Origin of the sequence: Bradyrhizobium sp. Bra78 (assembly GCF_024519855.1) — a bacterium.
GTDB lineage: Bacteria > Pseudomonadota > Alphaproteobacteria > Rhizobiales > Xanthobacteraceae > Bradyrhizobium > Bradyrhizobium japonicum_G.
In genome coordinates, this window is sequence record NZ_JALJRE010000004.1 from 125,630 (window position 1) to 141,552 (window position 15,923).

Annotated in this window: 10 protein-coding genes; 3 read left to right on the forward strand and 7 right to left on the reverse strand. The window is 65.1% G+C overall.

Going from position 1 to position 15,923, the window contains the following annotated elements; genetic code table 11:
* The first annotated feature begins 155 nt into the window (after positions 1 to 155).
* A complete protein-coding gene (locus OC450_RS11200) occupies positions 156 to 1,067 on the forward strand; it encodes a LysR family transcriptional regulator (RefSeq protein WP_262047882.1) in 912 nt (303 codons plus the stop codon).
* On the opposite strand, the gene iaaH is transcribed toward OC450_RS11200, so the two are convergent.
* Entirely contained in the window at positions 1,062 to 2,486 is a 1,425-nt protein-coding gene (iaaH, locus tag OC450_RS11205; RefSeq protein WP_211381367.1) for an indoleacetamide hydrolase, read from the reverse strand. The two genes, OC450_RS11200 and iaaH, sit on opposite strands and share 6 nt — an antisense overlap.
* 75 nt (positions 2,487 to 2,561) lie before the next feature.
* Entirely contained in the window at positions 2,562 to 6,011 is a 3,450-nt protein-coding gene (locus OC450_RS11210) for an indolepyruvate ferredoxin oxidoreductase family protein (protein WP_262047883.1), read from the reverse strand.
* A 153-nt stretch (positions 6,012 to 6,164) separates the two neighbouring features.
* Between OC450_RS11210 and OC450_RS11215 the strand changes: the two genes are divergently transcribed.
* Positions 6,165 to 6,620 carry an Lrp/AsnC family transcriptional regulator gene (locus OC450_RS11215; RefSeq protein ID WP_211381369.1) on the forward strand — a complete coding sequence of 152 codons (456 nt, stop codon included), beginning with the start codon at positions 6,165 to 6,167 and terminating at the stop codon, positions 6,618 to 6,620.
* A 135-nt stretch (positions 6,621 to 6,755) separates the two neighbouring features.
* On the opposite strand, the gene OC450_RS11220 is transcribed toward OC450_RS11215, so the two are convergent.
* From OC450_RS11220 to OC450_RS11230, 3 genes are read right to left on the reverse strand one after another with little or no spacing between them, the layout of a single operon-like run.
* Positions 6,756 to 7,541 carry a fumarylacetoacetate hydrolase family protein gene (locus OC450_RS11220; RefSeq protein ID WP_262047884.1) on the reverse strand — a complete coding sequence of 262 codons (786 nt, stop codon included), beginning with the start codon at positions 7,539 to 7,541 and terminating at the stop codon, positions 6,756 to 6,758.
* Between the two features lie 15 nt (positions 7,542 to 7,556).
* Positions 7,557 to 8,924: an LLM class flavin-dependent oxidoreductase gene (locus OC450_RS11225; protein ID WP_262047885.1), complete on the reverse strand. Its 1,368-nt coding sequence runs from the start codon at positions 8,922 to 8,924 to the stop codon at positions 7,557 to 7,559.
* A 21-nt stretch (positions 8,925 to 8,945) separates the two neighbouring features.
* Positions 8,946 to 9,998 (reverse strand): Ldh family oxidoreductase, encoded by a 1,053-nt coding sequence (locus tag OC450_RS11230; protein WP_262047886.1) that lies wholly within the window; start codon positions 9,996 to 9,998, stop codon positions 8,946 to 8,948.
* A gap of 295 nt (positions 9,999 to 10,293) precedes the next feature.
* Here OC450_RS11230 and OC450_RS11235 point away from each other — a divergent pair, with 295 nt between their 5' ends.
* Positions 10,294 to 14,409: a GAF domain-containing protein gene (locus tag OC450_RS11235; RefSeq protein ID WP_262047887.1), complete on the forward strand. Its 4,116-nt coding sequence runs from the start codon at positions 10,294 to 10,296 to the stop codon at positions 14,407 to 14,409.
* Here OC450_RS11235 and OC450_RS11240 read toward each other — a convergent pair.
* Together OC450_RS11240 and galE are read right to left on the reverse strand one after the other, a co-directional pair.
* Entirely contained in the window at positions 14,383 to 14,724 is a 342-nt protein-coding gene (locus tag OC450_RS11240) for a hypothetical protein (RefSeq protein ID WP_211381374.1), read from the reverse strand. The genes OC450_RS11235 and OC450_RS11240 overlap by 27 nt on opposite strands.
* A 204-nt stretch (positions 14,725 to 14,928) precedes the next feature.
* Entirely contained in the window at positions 14,929 to 15,921 is a 993-nt protein-coding gene (gene galE / locus OC450_RS11245) for a UDP-glucose 4-epimerase GalE (protein WP_211381375.1), read from the reverse strand.
* Positions 15,922 to 15,923: the final 2 nt, after the last annotated feature.

Consider the following 15,923-nt stretch of genomic DNA (forward strand, 5'->3'; position numbering starts at 1 on the left):
GTTTAGCGAACCAGAGGTGCGGCTGCCCCAGAGCGATTGCCGCGTCTGTCGAGCGATTGCTGCTAACGTCTGCGCCCCTGCTGCACGAGATGATCGGATGGATAATCCGGGGGAATACCTTGCGATTGTCGACCGAGAGCGGATAATCAGGCGGCATGGACCGATTGACCAGCCTCGAAGTCTTCAGCCGCGTGGTCGAGACCGGTGGGTTCTCTGCAGCAGCTCGCAAGCTCAACATGTCGACCACCATGGTGAGCAATCACATTCAGGCGCTGGAAGACCGGCTTGGGGTGAGGCTGCTTCAGCGCACCACACGCAGGGTCAGCCTCACCGAGATCGGCAAGGCCTACTACGACCGCTGCGTCCAGATCCTCGCCGATATCGGACAGGCCGACGACATCGCGAGCGAATTGCAGTCGGTGCCCCGCGGCACGCTACGGGTCCACGTCGCCACACACATGGTGCCGTTCGTCGCGCCCGTGGTGGCGAAACTCCTGTCGACCTATCCGGAGCTCAAGATCGATCTGCGCATGGGCGAGGCCGAAATCGACCTCATCGAGGAAGGCTATGACGTCGCCCTGCGGATGACCTCGCCGCCGGATTCGAGCCTGATCGTCCGCAGCCTCGCCACCTGGCGCCACGTGCTGTGCTGCTCGCACGACTATCTCGAAAGGCATGGCCGCGTGCAGAAACTCGACGAGCTCGCCGCGCACAATTGCGGCCGTCATTTGAATTATCCCTTCGGTGACGATTGGCGCTTCTTCGATCGCAAGGGCACGCCGGCATCGGTGCGGATCTCCGGCAGCTTCATCACCAATAGCGGTGAGGCCCTGCGCAAGGTGGCCCTGGAAGGCGCTGCCGTCTGCCTGATGGCCGGATTTCTCATCCAGGACGATCTCGAGGCCGGTCACCTCGTTCGCCTCCTGCCGGAATATCGTCCCGTCGAGATGTCGATGAACGCGGTCTATCCGCACCGTCATCATCTGTCGGCGAAGGTCAGGACCTTCATCGACATGCTCGTGCACCACAGCGCCGAGCAGCAGAAGCTGATCAATCCGTATTCATGACCGGCGCGGCGCCGGGAGTCGCCCGAACAGCCTTTCCAGCGCCATGCCGACCGCGAGCAGCCGCCGATCGCTGCCTGCCGGGCCGTCCAGCTCGAGACCTATCGGCAATCTGCAGGTGGCGCCCAGCGCAATGGGAATCTGGATGCCGGGAATGCCGGCATTGCTGCCAGGATCGGTGTTCTGGATGAAAAGACCGAAATTCTCGAGGCTGCTGGAGTCGGGATTGGACGCGATCGCCACGCGCGGCGTGGTCGGGAAGGCGATGGCGTCGAGCCGATTATCGGCAAAGGTCCTGCCGTAGAGCGCCTGCAGCGCGGGACGCGCGGTCTTGATTGCGTGGTCGTAGATCGGCCTGGCGTCGACCAGCGTGTCGTCGGGGCCGGGCAGTTTGCGCGGGATGACGAGGCCATCATAGGTACCCTTCACGTCGGGGCTGGCGATCTCCCTGGCCAGCGCCTCGATGGTGATGCCGGTGCCGGTATGCGCGAGATAGGCGACCAGATCGTCATAGGCCTCGTACAGCGCGACGGGAAAGCTGGCTTGCCCGTTGAGCTCAGCCAGTTGCGGCATCTCGATCTCGACGATCGTGACACCCTGCGCCTTGATTGTCGCGACGGCCGCGTGGAAGGCGGCTTCCGTGTCCGCATCGAGATTGGCGAGCATGGTCTTCACGATGCCGATGCGGACCTGCTTCAGGTCGGCCGGCTGCGTGGCATCGCCGCCTGCAATGACACGGTCCAGCAACTCGACGTCGGCCATGGTGGCGGCCATCGGGCCCGCGGTGTCGCGGGTGTGGGATATCGGCGCGATGCCCTGTTGCGGATAGCGTCCGACGGTCGGTCGCAGCGAGGCGCATCCGTTCAGCGCGGCCGGCACCCGGACCGATCCGCCCGTGTCGGTCCCAAGCCCACCCGCGACGATCCGCGCCCCGAGCGCGGCGCCCGTGCCGGATGATGAGCCGCCGGCGATCAGCGTGCGGTCATAGGCATTGCGGACACCGAACTCCTTGCCGGTCTTGAAGGCGGTGTTGTAGCCGGAGATGCCGAAGGCCAGCTCATGCATGCTGGTCTTGCCGATGATGACCGCGCCCGCGGCCCGTAGCTTCGCCACGACCGGCGCGTCGGCCTTTGGGACATAATCCTTCAGCGCGGGCGTGCCGGCGCTACAGGGTAGCCCGGCCACCTCGATGTTGTCCTTGATCACGATGGGAACGCCGCCGAGCGGCTTGCCCCTGTCCCCCTCCGCATCGAATGCAGCCGCGGCCCTCAGGGCGCCGGCCTCATCCACAGTGACGAAGGCGTTGAGATCGGCATTGGCCTTGGCACGGGCAAGAGCTTCCGTCGTGAGCGCGGTGCTCGTGACTTTTCCGGCGCGAAGGTCGGCTGCGGCCTGGGTCAAGGTCAACTGATCGAAATCCATGATGCGTCACCCGATTGCAGGGGTGCCATCAGGGCACCCCTCGGGTTCAGAGGCTGAAGCCTCGTCGTCGCCCCGTCAACCGTAAGCGCGCATCTTTGCGGGCGATGGCGCGTCGAGCTCGGAGAACAGCCGCTCGACCTCGGCCTTGACCTTCACGATCGCGGCGTCTTTGACCGGCCCGTAACCGCGGATATCCATCGGGGCTTTTGCAATGGCGACGAGATTTGGCAGATGCGCCGCATCGAGGCCGTCGAGCATCCGCTCGACCACGTCATCGTACCAGCTGATCAGCTCCCGCTCGGCGCGCCGGTCCGCCGTGTAGCCGAACGGATCGAATGGCGTGCCGCGCAATCCCTTCAACCGCGCCAGCATGGCGAACGGCAACTGGATCCACTGGCCGAAGGCGCGCTTGCGCGGCCGGCCGCGGCCGTCGATCCCTGACGGCAGGAAGGGTGGCGCGAGATGATATTTGATGCTGAAGCCATCCTCGAATTCGCGCTTCAGTTCGTCCAGGAACCCGCTCTGCATGTGCAGGCGCGCCACCTCGTACTCGTCCTTGTAGGCCATCAGCTTGAACAGGGCGCGCGCGACCGCCTCGGTCAGCGCCGTGCCGTCCACGGAAGATTCGGCGTCGCGGACCTTTGCGAGGATCGCCCGATAACGGGTCGCATAGGCGCGGTCCTGATAGGCGGTGAGAAAATCCGCGCGACGGTCGATGAGCTGGTCGAGCGTCTCGGCCTTGAGCGCTTCATCCACTTTGGGCAAGAGGTCCGGATCTGCAGCCGCGATCCGGCCCCAGGCGAAAGCCTGCCTGTTGCGTTCGATCGCGACGCCGTTTAGCTCGATCGCGCGCAGCAGCGCGTGCAGCGAGACCGGCACCAGGCCGCGTTGCCAGGAAAAGCCGAGCATGATGATGTTGGCATAGACGGCATCGCCGAGCAGACGCTCGGCGAGCGCGTTGGCATTGATCGTGTCGAGCTTATCCTCACCGATCACCCGACCGATCGCACGCAGGCGGGCGGGGGAGGCGAGGTCGGCGTCGCGGAAGCGGACGACGTCTCCGGTCGGCATCTCCGCGGTGTTGACCACGGCGCGTGTGCCTTTCCGATAGGTGCCGGACGCCTTCGGCGAAGAGCTGACGACCATGTCGCAGCCGATCAGCGCATCGGCCGCACCCTGGTCGATGCGCACCTGATGCAGCGCCTCGGGACTTGCAGCAATCCGGATAAAGCTCAGCACAGGCCCGAACTTCTGCGCAAAGCCGGTAAAATCAAGCACCGAGACGCCGCGTCGTTCGAGATGCGCCGCCATGCCGATCAGCGCGCCGACCGTGATCACGCCCGTGCCGCCGACGCCGGTGACGAGCAAATCGTAGGGACGATCGAGCGTTGCGGGGTTGGGCAGGGCAAGCGTGCCCGCGTGGCTGACCGCGTCGATCAGGCTCGCGCTCTTCTTCCGGCGCGTCGCGCCCTCAACGGTGACGAAGCTCGGGCAGAATCCATTGAGGCAGGAAAAATCCTTGTTGCAGGTTGAGAGGTTGATCCGGCGCTTGCGTCCGAACGGCGTCTCCCTGGGTTCGACGCTGAGACAGTTGGATTCGACCGAGCAGTCCCCGCAGCCCTCGCAGACGAGATCGTTGATGTAGGCAAAGCGTTTCGGGTCGGCCATCTCGCCGCGCTTGCGCCGGCGCCGTTTCTCGGTGGCGCAGGTCTGCTGGTAGATCAGCACCGAGACGCCGGAGACGTCACGCAGCTCGCGCTGCACGCTGTCCATCTCCTCGCGCGGATGGAGGCCGACGCCGATCGGCAAGTCCGCCGGGGAAAATTGCGCGGGATCGTCCGACACCAGCGCGATGCGCTCAACGCCCTCGGCGCGGACGCTGTGCGCGATCGCATGCACGCTGATGGGGCCGTCGACCGGCTGGCCGCCGGTCATGGCGACGGCGTCGTTGAACAGGATCTTGTAGGTGATGTTGGCCTTGGCGGCGATCGCCTGCCGGATCGCCATCGAGCCGGAATGATAATAGGTGCCTTCGCCGAGGTTCTGGAAGACGTGCTTGTGGCCGGTGAACCGTGACGAGGCCGCCCAGTTCACGCCTTCGCCGCCCATCTGGATCAGCGAGGAGGTCTCGCGGTCCATCCAGCTCGCCATGAAGTGGCAGCCGATGCCGGCCAGCGCTTTCGAGCCTTCCGGCACCTTCGTCGAAATGTTGTGCGGGCATCCCGAGCAGAAATACGGCGTGCGCGTTGCGCCCGAGACGTTGATCGTGCGCGCCGCCTCCGGCAGCAGCGCGGCTGCACGCGCGGTGAGATCGAGCCCCGGAAACATCGGATCGAGCCGCCGCGCCAGCACGCCGGCGAGCACGCGCGGCGACAATTCGCCGATCCAGGAGATCAGCCGAGCCCCTCGCTCGTCGTGCTTGCCGACCATGCGCTCGGGTTTTGAGCCGGGATAGTCGTAGAAATATTCCTTGAACTGGCTCTCGATGATGCCGCGCTTCTCCTCGACCACGAGAATCTCGCGCTTGCCCTTCACGAAGTCCATGGCGTCGTGCAGCGCCAGCGGCCAGACCATGCCGACCTTGTAGACGTCGATGCCGATGCTGCGGCAGGCCGCCTCATTGAGGCCTATCAGCCGCAACGCTTCCATCAGGTCGAGATGCGCCTTGCCCGTCGTGACGATGCCGTAAGTAGCGCCGGGAATGTCGTAGATGTGGCGATCGATCGGATTGGCTTTGGCAAAGGCGTAGACCGCATGCTTCTTCGCCTCCAGCCGCTCCTCGATCTGGGGGCCCGGCAGGTCGGGCCAGCGATAATGCAGGCCGTCCGGCGGCGGCGTGAAGTCGGGCGTGCGGAAGGCGTGCGGCGGGCGCAGCGCGACGGAGGCGCCGGATTCCACGATCTCCGAGATCGCCTTGAAGCCGACCCACATGCCGGAGAATCGGCTCAGCGCGTAGCCATATTCACCGAATTCGAGATATTCGCCGACGTTCGCGGGGTGCAGCGTCGGCATGAACCAGCTCATGAAGGCGACATCGGATTGATGCGGCATCGAGGAGGAGACACAGCCATGGTCGTCGCCGGCGACCACCAGCACGCCGCCATGCGGCGAGGAGCCGTAGGCGTTGCCGTGCTTGAGCGCATCGCCGGAGCGGTCGACGCCGGGGCCCTTGCCATACCAGAGCCCGAACACGCCCTCGACCTCGCGGTCGGCTTGCGTCTCGACCTGCTGCGAGCCGAGCACGGCGGTTGCGGCGAGATCCTCGTTCACCGCGGGGAGGAACTCGATGCGGTCGCGCTTCAGCCGCTCCTGTATGCGCCACAGCTCCAGATCGATGCCGCCGAGCGGCGAGCCGCGATAACCTGAGATGAAGCCCGCGGTGTTCAGCCCTGCCGCACGATCGCGCCTGACCTGATCGAGCGCGATGCGGACGATGGCCTGCGTGCCCGTGAGGAAGACGCGGCCCTCGTCGCGATCGTAGCGGTCAGGCAGTTCGTAGCTGTCGAGTGATGGAATGGCGTCCATGGCGGGCCTCGCGCGGCATTTGCCGAATACCGGAAGGTTATGCCCGGGATGGCGGTAGGTCTTACCTATTTGTCCCGTATCAGGTCGACAATTCGGTAGATTTTTGCACCAGGTGGCAGATACTGGTAGGATCGATCGGATCGAGAGGCTCCCATGATCGAAGACCAGGACGCGCGGATTCTGGCCCACCTCCAGAATGACGGCCGCGCCACCAACCAGCAGCTCGCGGATGAGGTCGGCATGTCGACCTCGGCCTGCTGGCGCCGTGTGCGCGCGCTGGAGGAGAGCGGCGTCATCCGGGGCTATGCAGCCCTCGTCGCGCGCGAGCAGGCGGGCTTTGCGATGTCGGCCATCCTCCACGTCTCGCTGGAGCGGCACGACGCAAAATTCGTCGACGAGTTCGTCGCGCGCGTGACCACGCGGCGTGAGGTGCTGGAGTGCTTTGCGACCACGGGCGATGCCGATTACCATTTGCGCGTCGTCGTGCAGGACATGGCCGCCTACAACAGATTCCTCGACGAGTTCATGTTCCGCATCCCCGGCATTCGCTACGTCCGCAGCAACGTGGTGCTGAAGGAGATCAAGACCAGCGTGGCGCTGCCGTTTTGAGTTTGCGGCGTATTCAAATCTGTCTCCTCACCCTGAGGAGGCCGCGCAGCGGCCGTCTCGAAGGGCGAGGCTGCAGCCGGGCCTTCATCCTTCGAGACGCTTGCTTCGCAAGCTCCTCAGGATGAGGATCAACAGCTACCGATGCTCCCGCACAAATCTGTTCCGCAATGTCCCGATGCCGGTGATGTCGATCTCCACGACGTCGCCATGCTTGATGTCCGGCGAGGCGCCGTCAGTGCCCATCCAGATCACGTCGCCGGGCCATAGCGTAAAGTATTTCGTCAGCTCGACCAGGAACGGGACCACGCCGAAGATCATGTCGTTGGTGTGGAAGCGGTTGGTCTCCTTGCCGTTGACCCTGACGATCGTCTGCATTTTGGCGAGATCGGCTTCGGTCTCGATCCATGGGCCCATCGGCTTGAAGGTGTCGGCGTTCTTCGAGCGCCACAGGCTGCGGTCGGCCTTCTGCCAGCTTCGTTCGCTGACGTCGTTGCCGATGGTGTAGCCGAATACGCAATCCATCGCGTTCTGTTTGGTGAGATGCTTCACCTTCTTGCCGATGACGACTACCAGTTCGCCCTCGTAGTGGATCTTGTCCGTCGCAAAGGAGGGGATCACGACCTCCTCGTCATGCGCGATCAGCGCGTTCTGGGCGCGATAGCCGATCTCGGGACGGTCGGGCACGGCCGGCACCTCGCCGCGCTTGTCGGCGGCTTCCTTCAGGTGCTTCAGATAGTTCAGGCCGACGCAATAGAACGTCCGCGGGATCAGCGGCAACTCGATCTTGACTTGCGACAGCGGATGCGTGCGCGAGGTGCGCTGCCATTCGCCGAACGGTTCGCCGTCGACCGCAACCACCTGATCGCCCTCGACGATGCCCCAGGAGGTCTCGTTCGAGGCGGTGAATTTCAGCCAGCGCATGTCGTGTCCTCGTTGTTACTCCGCTGCATCGCGCGGTCGCACTTTCCAGGCGCCGGCGGCCGGCCGCCTCAAGCCGAGATTTTCCCGCAGCGTCTTGCCGCGATACTCCTTCTGGAACAAGCCACGCCGCTGCAATTCCGGCACCACGTGGTGCACGAAGTCGGCGTAGGAGCCGGGCACGTAGGTCGCGGCGATGACGAAACCGTCGCAGCCGCGCTCGACGAACATTTCTTCGAGCTTGTCCGCGATCTCCTTGGGGCCGCCGACCATCGCATCCTGGACTTGGCCGCGGCCGGAGAAGGTGACGAAGTCGCGCGCGCTCGGATTGCTCTTGCCGGAATTTTTCAGCACGCCGTCGCGGATGCCCAGAATGCCCTGCATGCTCTTGAGCTCGTCCGTCGTCAGCGGCTCGTCGAGGTCCTTGGAAGCGAAATCGTAGTTGAGCGCTTCGGCCAGCAGCGACAGCGCGTCGATCTGGAGCGGCAGCTTGTTGATCAGCACCATCTTGTCTTCGGCTTCGCTCTTGGTCGCGGCGCAGACCGGCGTCGTCAGGTTGCAGAGGAACATCTGGTCGGGATCGCGGCCTGCCTTGGCTGCCTCGTTGCGCACGGCGGCATAACCGTCCTTGGCGCCCTGGAGGTTGCGCGCGGCGGTGAAGATCACCTCGCCCCATCGGCCTGCAAAGCGCTGGCCGCGGCCGGACGCGCCGGCCTGGATGATGACGGGATGGCCCTGGTCCGAGCGCGGCACCGTGAAGGGACCGCGCGATTTGAACGCCGGTCCCTTGTGATCGAGCCGCTTCACTTTGCTCGGATCGGCAAAGCGGCCGCTCTTTTTATCCATGATCAGCGCGCCGTCTTCCCAGGTGTCCCAATGGCCGAGCACGACCTCCATGAACTCGTCGGCCTTGTCGTAACGGGAATCATGTTCGGGATGGGAGTCGCGCCCCATGTTGAGCGCTTCGCCGTCATTGAGCGACGTGACGACGTTCCAGCCCGCGCGCCCGCCGGACATCAGATCGAGCGTTGCAAAGCGGCGCGCGACGTCGAATGGCTCGTAGTACGTGGTCGAGCAGGTCGCCCCTAAACCGAGATTTTCGGTGACGAGGCCCATCGTGGTCAGCACGATGAGCGGGTCCATCTTCACGCAGCGGATGCCGTATTCGACGGTGTGGGCGTGGTCATTGCCGTAGCGGTCCGGCATCGCCAGGCGATCATCGAAGAAGGCCATGTGGAACTTGCCGGCTTCCAGAATCCTGGCGATCTCCTGATAATAGTCCGCCGACATCGAATCATTGCGTGAGTCTGGATGCCGCCATGAGCTCGGCAAGTTCGTGCAGTTCTGCGCCTGGAGGAAGCCGACCAGTACCATTTGCCGCGTCATGCTGCTTTCTCCAAAATTCGGTCAGGCCAGATCGAGGATGGTGTCGAGCCGGTAGTCCTGCGCCAGTGAGCGCAGCTTGTCCCAGGTCGCATCCTCGATCTCGATGCCGTCGCGCAGGCGCTGCTGCTCGCGCAGGCCCTCGAGCTCGCCGGGATAGTAGACCCCCGTGCTGCCCGCGGATGGCGGCGTCGATTTCAGATAGCGTGCGAACTCGCCGACCTCGCGCTTGAACTCCTGCAGCGGGCGGAACGCGGCGACATTGAACACCGCCATGAAGCATCCGTCATTGTGCCGCCCCGTGGGCTCGACACCGAAGCCGAGACCGGTGAGCAGGCCGCACAGCACCTCCACCATGGCGGCGAGGCCGCTGCCCTTGTAGCCCTCGGTGCCGCCGAGCGGCAGCAGCGCGCCGCCCTTGCGATACTGAGTGGGGTCGGTGGTATGCCGTCCCTCGGCATCGATGATCCAGCCCGTCGGGATCTCCTCGCCGCGGGCGACCGCGAGCTGGATCTTGCCGGCCGCGACCGCCGAGGTCGCCATGTCCAGGTAGAACGGCGCGTCGAGATCCGACGGCACGGCGATCGAAATCGGGTTGGTGCCGAGCCGCGCTTCCCTGCCGCCGAACGGCGCCACGTGCTTCGGCGAGCGGCCGGAATCGGCGGTTGCGATCCCGATCATGCCTTCGCGCATCGCCATCAGCGGATAGGCGGCGAGGCGGCCGACATGGCTCTGCCGGAACACGGTGCAGGCGGCGACGTTTGCGGTCTTCGCCTTCTCGATCGTCAGCGCCATCGCCCTGGCGTTGACGTGGAAGCCGAACCCCCAATGGCCGTCGATCACGGTCGTGGTCGGCGATTCCTGGACGATGGACCATTTGGCGCCGGGCACGATGTGGCCCGCCTTGATGCGGTCGATATAGGTGGGAACGGCGATCACGCCGTGGGAATCATGGCCGGCGAGATTGGCGTTGACGCAGCCGATGGCGACCGCGTCGGCCTCTTCCTCGGAAGCCCCGGCGGCACGGAGCAGCACAGCGCTGATGCGCGTGAGGCGGTCGGCCTTGACGATCGGCATGGCGTTTCCCCGGCTTGGTGCCCTTAACGGGCGGCTCGTTGGCAGCCATCGTCTCAAAGCGCGGCTGCGATATCAATCTCCCGTAAACCAACACAGGGCTGCAAATTCGTAAAGAGACCGCGCACTCGGTCGAGGATACGTCCCGCGCGGCGGTATTTTCGACGGTTTGGCGAAGGGCGTTCGCAGCTCGTTCACTTTGATCGATGGTTTGCGGCGCGCAATAACGTCCGTTTAGGCGATGGCCGTTCATAAAGTGCCCGGGATAAATAGGCAGAAATGCCCGGGAGCTGAGATCGTGCCGACGACACTCGCGCGCACCTTTGCGGCGTTGAGCGCCATAAACGAAGCGATCCTCTACGCGAAATCGCCGGACGAGCTGTACCAGAAGGTCTGCGACGCCGGGTTTTCGAGCGGGGATTTTTTGGCCGTTGCCGTGTTCCTGGTCGGAGCGGATGGCCGGCGGCTGCAGTTTGCGGCCGGCTGCGGCGATGACATTCCGCGGCTGAGCTCCATCACGATCACGACGGACGCCGGCACACCCGAAGGGTTGGGCGTTGGCGGCGAAGCTTTTCGCGATCAGAAACTGTGCGTCAGCAATGACTATCTGAACGATCCGCGATCGCTGGCGTGGCGCGCGGGCGCGGCCGAGGCCCGGATCGGCGCGGCGGCAGCATTGCCGCTGCTCTGCAACGGCAAGAGCGTCGGCGTGCTGTACGTGACCCGCCGCGAGGCAGGCTCGCTGAACGAGCAGATGGTGTCGCTGTTCGAGCGCATGTCGGCCAACATTTCCTATGCGCTGGACAATTACGCGCGCGAGACCGCGCGGCAGACCGGTGAGCGGGCGACCCGCCGGCTCAACCGCATGTTCGGCGCGCTCAGCGCAACCAATGAAGCCATCCTGCGCGCCAAGACCGAGCAGGAGCTGTACCAGCTCGTGTGCGACGCCTCCGTCCATGGCGGCAAGTCGCTGGCGACCATCGTTCTGCTCCGCGAACCGGATTCGCACTGGATGATTCCGGTCGCGTCCACCGGACAGAACCTCGAACTGGTCACCCAGGCCCGCTACTCGACCGATCCGGACAATCCCTATGGAAGGGGCATATCCGGCGAGGTGTTCCGGACGCAAAAAGCCATCGTCGAGGAGGATCTCGCCAGCCGCACCAGGGGCTCGCCGTGGGAGCAGGCCAACATCAACACCGGCGTTGCCGCCTGCGTGATCGCGCCGCTGATCAGGCGCGGCGAAAGCGTCGGCGTCCTGTTGTTCTTCATCAGCCGGTCCTGGGCCAAGGACGAGGAGATCGTCGCGCTGCTGCTGCGGATGGCGGAGAACGTCTCGTTCGCGCTGGACAATTTCGGACGCGAGGCTGACAAAGCCAGGATCGCCGTGGAAGAAGAACGCCTGGCCCGGATGTATGCGGCGCTCAGCGCCACCAACGAGGCGATCTTGCGCGCGCGGTCGCGCTCCGAGCTGTTCGACCTCGTCTGCGAGGCGACGGCCAAGGGTGCCAAGTTCACCTCGGTCACCATTGCGCTCGCCGATCGTCGCGCCGAGCTGCTGCGCGTCGTCGCCTGCTATGGACCGAATGCGGACCAGGTCCGCAGCTTCAAATTCTCGACCTCCGACCAGGTGCCCGAGGGCCGGGGGCTGACCGGCACTGCGTTCCGCACCTGCCAGCCCGCGGTCAGCAACGACGTGCTGTCCGATGACCGCATCAAGCCCTGGCAGCCGAGCGCCCGTCGCAACGGGATTGCGTCCTCCGCGGCGCTGCCGCTCTTCAACGGCGATCGCGTCGAGGGCGTGTTCCTGTTCAACTCTCCGGAGCGCGACACCTTCACGGGTGAATTCGTCGAGTTGCTGCGCAAGCTGCAGGCCAATGTCGCCTTCGCGCTGGAGAATTTCGACCGTGCCGACGAGAAGGCGAAGGCAGACAAGCAGCGCAGCAGGTCGAGCGGCATGTTCGAGGCGCTGAGCGCCACGAACGAGGCCATCATGCGCGCCAAGACCCGCGAGGAGCTGTTCGAGGTTGCGTGCCAGGCGGCCGTGCTCGGTGGCGTCTTCGCGTCGGCGACCATCGGAATCACGGACGAAAAACGCGAGCTGGTTCGCGTCGTCGCGGTCAAGGGACGCCTCCAGGAGCGAATGGTTGGACGTACTTGCGACGTCTCTCCCGATCATCCCGAGGGTCGGGGAATCATCGGCACGTCATTGCGCACGCGCCGGCCCAGTGTGATCAACGACTATCTCAACGACCCGCGATCGGCGCATTGGCATTCCAAGGCGGCTGAAGACGGAACCCGGGCCGCTGCCAGCTTCCCGCTGCTGCGGGCGGGCCAGGAGCCGATCGGCATCCTGCTTTTCCTCGCGCCGGAAGAGAACACATTCACGCCAGATATGGTCGAGCTGCTCGGGCGCCTGGCCGAAAACGTGTCGTTCGCACTGGATAATTTCGATCGCGCCGAGGAAAAGGCCCGCACCGAGGCGCAGAAGGAGCGCCTGACGCGCATGTTTGCGGCGCTGAGCGCCACCAACGAGGCGATCATGCGGGCGAAGTCGCGCGCCGAGCTGTTCGACCTCGTGTGCCTTGCGGCGTCGGACGGCGCCAAGTTCACCTCGACCACGATTGCACTGGCCAGGGCCGACAGCGACCAACTCGAGATCGTCGCGAGCGCTGGGCCGTCCGCCGACACCACGCGCAGCGTCCGTCTCTCCGTCGACCCCGACCGGCCGGAAGGCCGCGGCATGAGCGGCACGGCGTTCCGCACCCGCCAGCCCTGCATCAGCAACGACTATCTCAACGACGATCGCGTTCGCGTATTCCACCCCATCGTCCGCGCCGATGGCGCACGGTCGGGTGCGGCGTTCCCGCTGGTCGCGCATGATCAGGCCGTTGGCGTCATGATCTACATGTCGACCGAACCGGGCACTTTCACGACCGAGTTCGTCGAGCTGCTGCAGCGTCTCGCCCACAACGTCTCCTTCGCGATGGAGAATTTCGATCGGGCAGACGAGAAGAACGAAGCTGACGAGCGGATCGAATATCTCGCCTCGCACGATAGCCTGACCGACCTGCCGAACCGCGAGACGTTCAACGGGCTGCTGCGCGAGGCGATCGACGAAGCTCAGCGCCACGATCACCGCTTTGCGGTACTGTTCATCGACCTCGACCGTTTCAAGGTGATCAACGATTCGCTGGGCCACGAGGCCGGCGACCTGCTCCTGCTCGAAGTGGCGAACCGGTTGCGCGGTGCGCTGCGGGCAAGCGACGTGGTGGCGCGGCTCGGCGGCGACGAATTCGTGGTGATCCTCGACCAATGCGGCGAGATCGACGACGTCCAGCGCATCGCGTCCGGGCTGCTGGCGGCGCTCGCCGAGCCCATGGAGCTGGCCGGCCACGAGTGCCACACCACGGCTTCGATCGGCATCGCGATGTACCCGGCCAACGGCTCCGACGCGCAGACGCTGACCAAGAACGCCGACATGGCGATGTATCTCGCCAAGGAGGACGGCAAGAACGGCTGTCGCTTCTTCTCCAAGGAAGTGAAGACGCAGTCGATCGAGCGGCTGTCGCTGGAGAGCGCGCTGCGCCGGGCGCTGGAGCGCGACCAGTTCTCGCTGAACTACCAGCCCAAGGTGGACATGGAGACCGGCCAGATCACCGGCGTGGAAGCGCTGCTGCGCTGGACCCACCCCGATCTCGGCAGCATTTCGCCGGCGCAGTTCATTCCACTTGCGGAAGAAACCGGGCTGATCGTGCCGATCGGCCGCTGGGTGGTGAAGGAGGCCTGCGCGCAGGCCATGGCCTGGCAGCGCCGCGGCCTGCTGCCGGTGTCGATGGCGGTCAACCTGTCGCCGCGGCAGTTCGCCGACGAGCATCTGTTGCAGGACGTCGACGAGGCACTGGCCGCAAGCGGCATGTCTCCGGTGCTGCTCCAGCTGGAAGTTACCGAGAGCATGATGATGCGCAACGTCGGGCGCGCGCTGAAGGTGCTCGACGCCATCCAGAGCCGTGGCATCCGCCTCGCCATCGACGATTTCGGCACCGGCTATTCGTCGATGTCCCTGATGAAGCATTTCCCGATCGACACCATCAAGATCGACCGCTCCTTCGTGCGCGACTTGCCGCAGGATTCGGAAGACCAGGCTATCGCACAGGCGATCATCAGCATGGGCAAGGCGCTCGGCATGACGGTCGTCGCTGAAGGCGTCGAGAACGCCGAACAGGAGGCGTTCCTGCGCACCCACGGCTGCGACGAGATGCAGGGCTTCCTGATCTCGAAGCCGCTGCCGGCGCGGGAGATGGCCGAACTGCTGCGGCCGATGGTCCTGCCTGTTGCGCCGCCGCTCCAGCCGGAGCCCGATCTGGGCGCGGCCGAAGCCGCCGCGTCACGGCTGAAACGCGCTGCCGTCTGACGGCTGCGGATGCAGTTCGCGGAGGTCCTCTTCCCTGATTGCCGCCTTGCACGGAAAATCATCCGGCCAGGCAAGCGAGGTTTGTTCGGCGAACAGCGTGAGAAGGGTATGCGCGCCTTCGGCAAAGCTCGAGCCGTCGCCCAGGCCGAGTTCACGACACCAGGCCTGCCGCATCGGTTCGCGCGCGTCGAACACCGCCATCGCCGGTCCCCACCACCAGGCCGGTGCCGGCGAGCGTTTGTCCTCGGGCACGGCATGCCAGAGGACGAGCTCGCCCATCACGCGCTCGAATTGCAGGCTTGCGGCCTGATGCATTCGTGCTCCTTGGGCCGCGCCTGAAAGCAGGCCGATGCGCGGACTCGATTGTGGCCTTCGCTGTGAAAAATCGGCTCGCGCTGTTGGTCGAGCCACGTGTGCCGCTTCCATTGGCGGCCAAGGGCGGCCGGCATGGTCGCCGCCGCTGACTGTGACAATCTCTTTAGCCGCTAAGGGTCCCGACCAGCAAGGATAATACGGCGCCTAGCGCGATTTGAGTGGATGCGCTTTCTGGTGCCAGGCCCAGGCGGTCCGGATCACGGTGGAGAGGTCGGAGTGGCGCGGCGCGAAGTTCAGCACTTTTCGCGCGGCGGAGGGGTCGGCGACCAGATAAGTGGGATCGCCGGCGCGGCGCGGCTTGACGGTGTGCGGCACCTCGCGCCCGGTTTCCCGCCGGATCGCGTCAAGGATCTCCCGCACGGAGAAGCCCGCACCGGTTCCGAGATTGAAACTGCCGCCGGAATGTCCTTCCTCCAGCAGCTTCAACGCCGCAAGGTGCGCGGCCGCCAGGTCGGTCACGTGGACGTAGTCACGGATCGCGGTGCCGTCGGGCGTGGCGTAGTCGTCGCCGAACAATGCGAAATCGACATGTCCCTGGAGTGCCATCATGGCGCGCGGAATGAGGTGGGTTTCGTTGTCACGCAGCTCGCCGATGCCGCCGGCCGGATCGGCGCCGCTGGCATTGAAATAGCGCAGGCAGAACGCGCCGAAGCCATAGGCCGCGCGATAATCGGCGAGCATGCGCTCGATCATCCATTTCGACGCGCCGTAGGGATTGATCGGCGCGCAGGGGAAGTCTTCCGGCAGTGCCTTGGAATCGGCGTTACCGTAGACGGCGCCGGTCGAGGAGAACACGATGCGCCGGCAGCCAGCACTCCGCATCGCCTGCAGCAGCGACAGCGTGCCCTGGACGTTGTTGACGTAGTATTTCTGCGGGTCGGTCATGGACTCGCCGACGAGGCTTGCCGCCGCGAAATGCATCACCGCCGTGACCTTGTGCTCGGCGAAGGCGCGCGCCAGCGCCGCGCCGTCGAGCAGATCGCCGGCGATCAGCGGGCCGGCGACGAAGTTGCGATGGCCCGTCGAAAGATTGTCATAAACGACGGGTTGATAACCGGCGGCAGTCAGGGCGCGGCAGGCATGCGAGCCAATGTAGCCCGCGCCTCCTGTGACGAGGACGATCGGTCGGTCGGTCATGT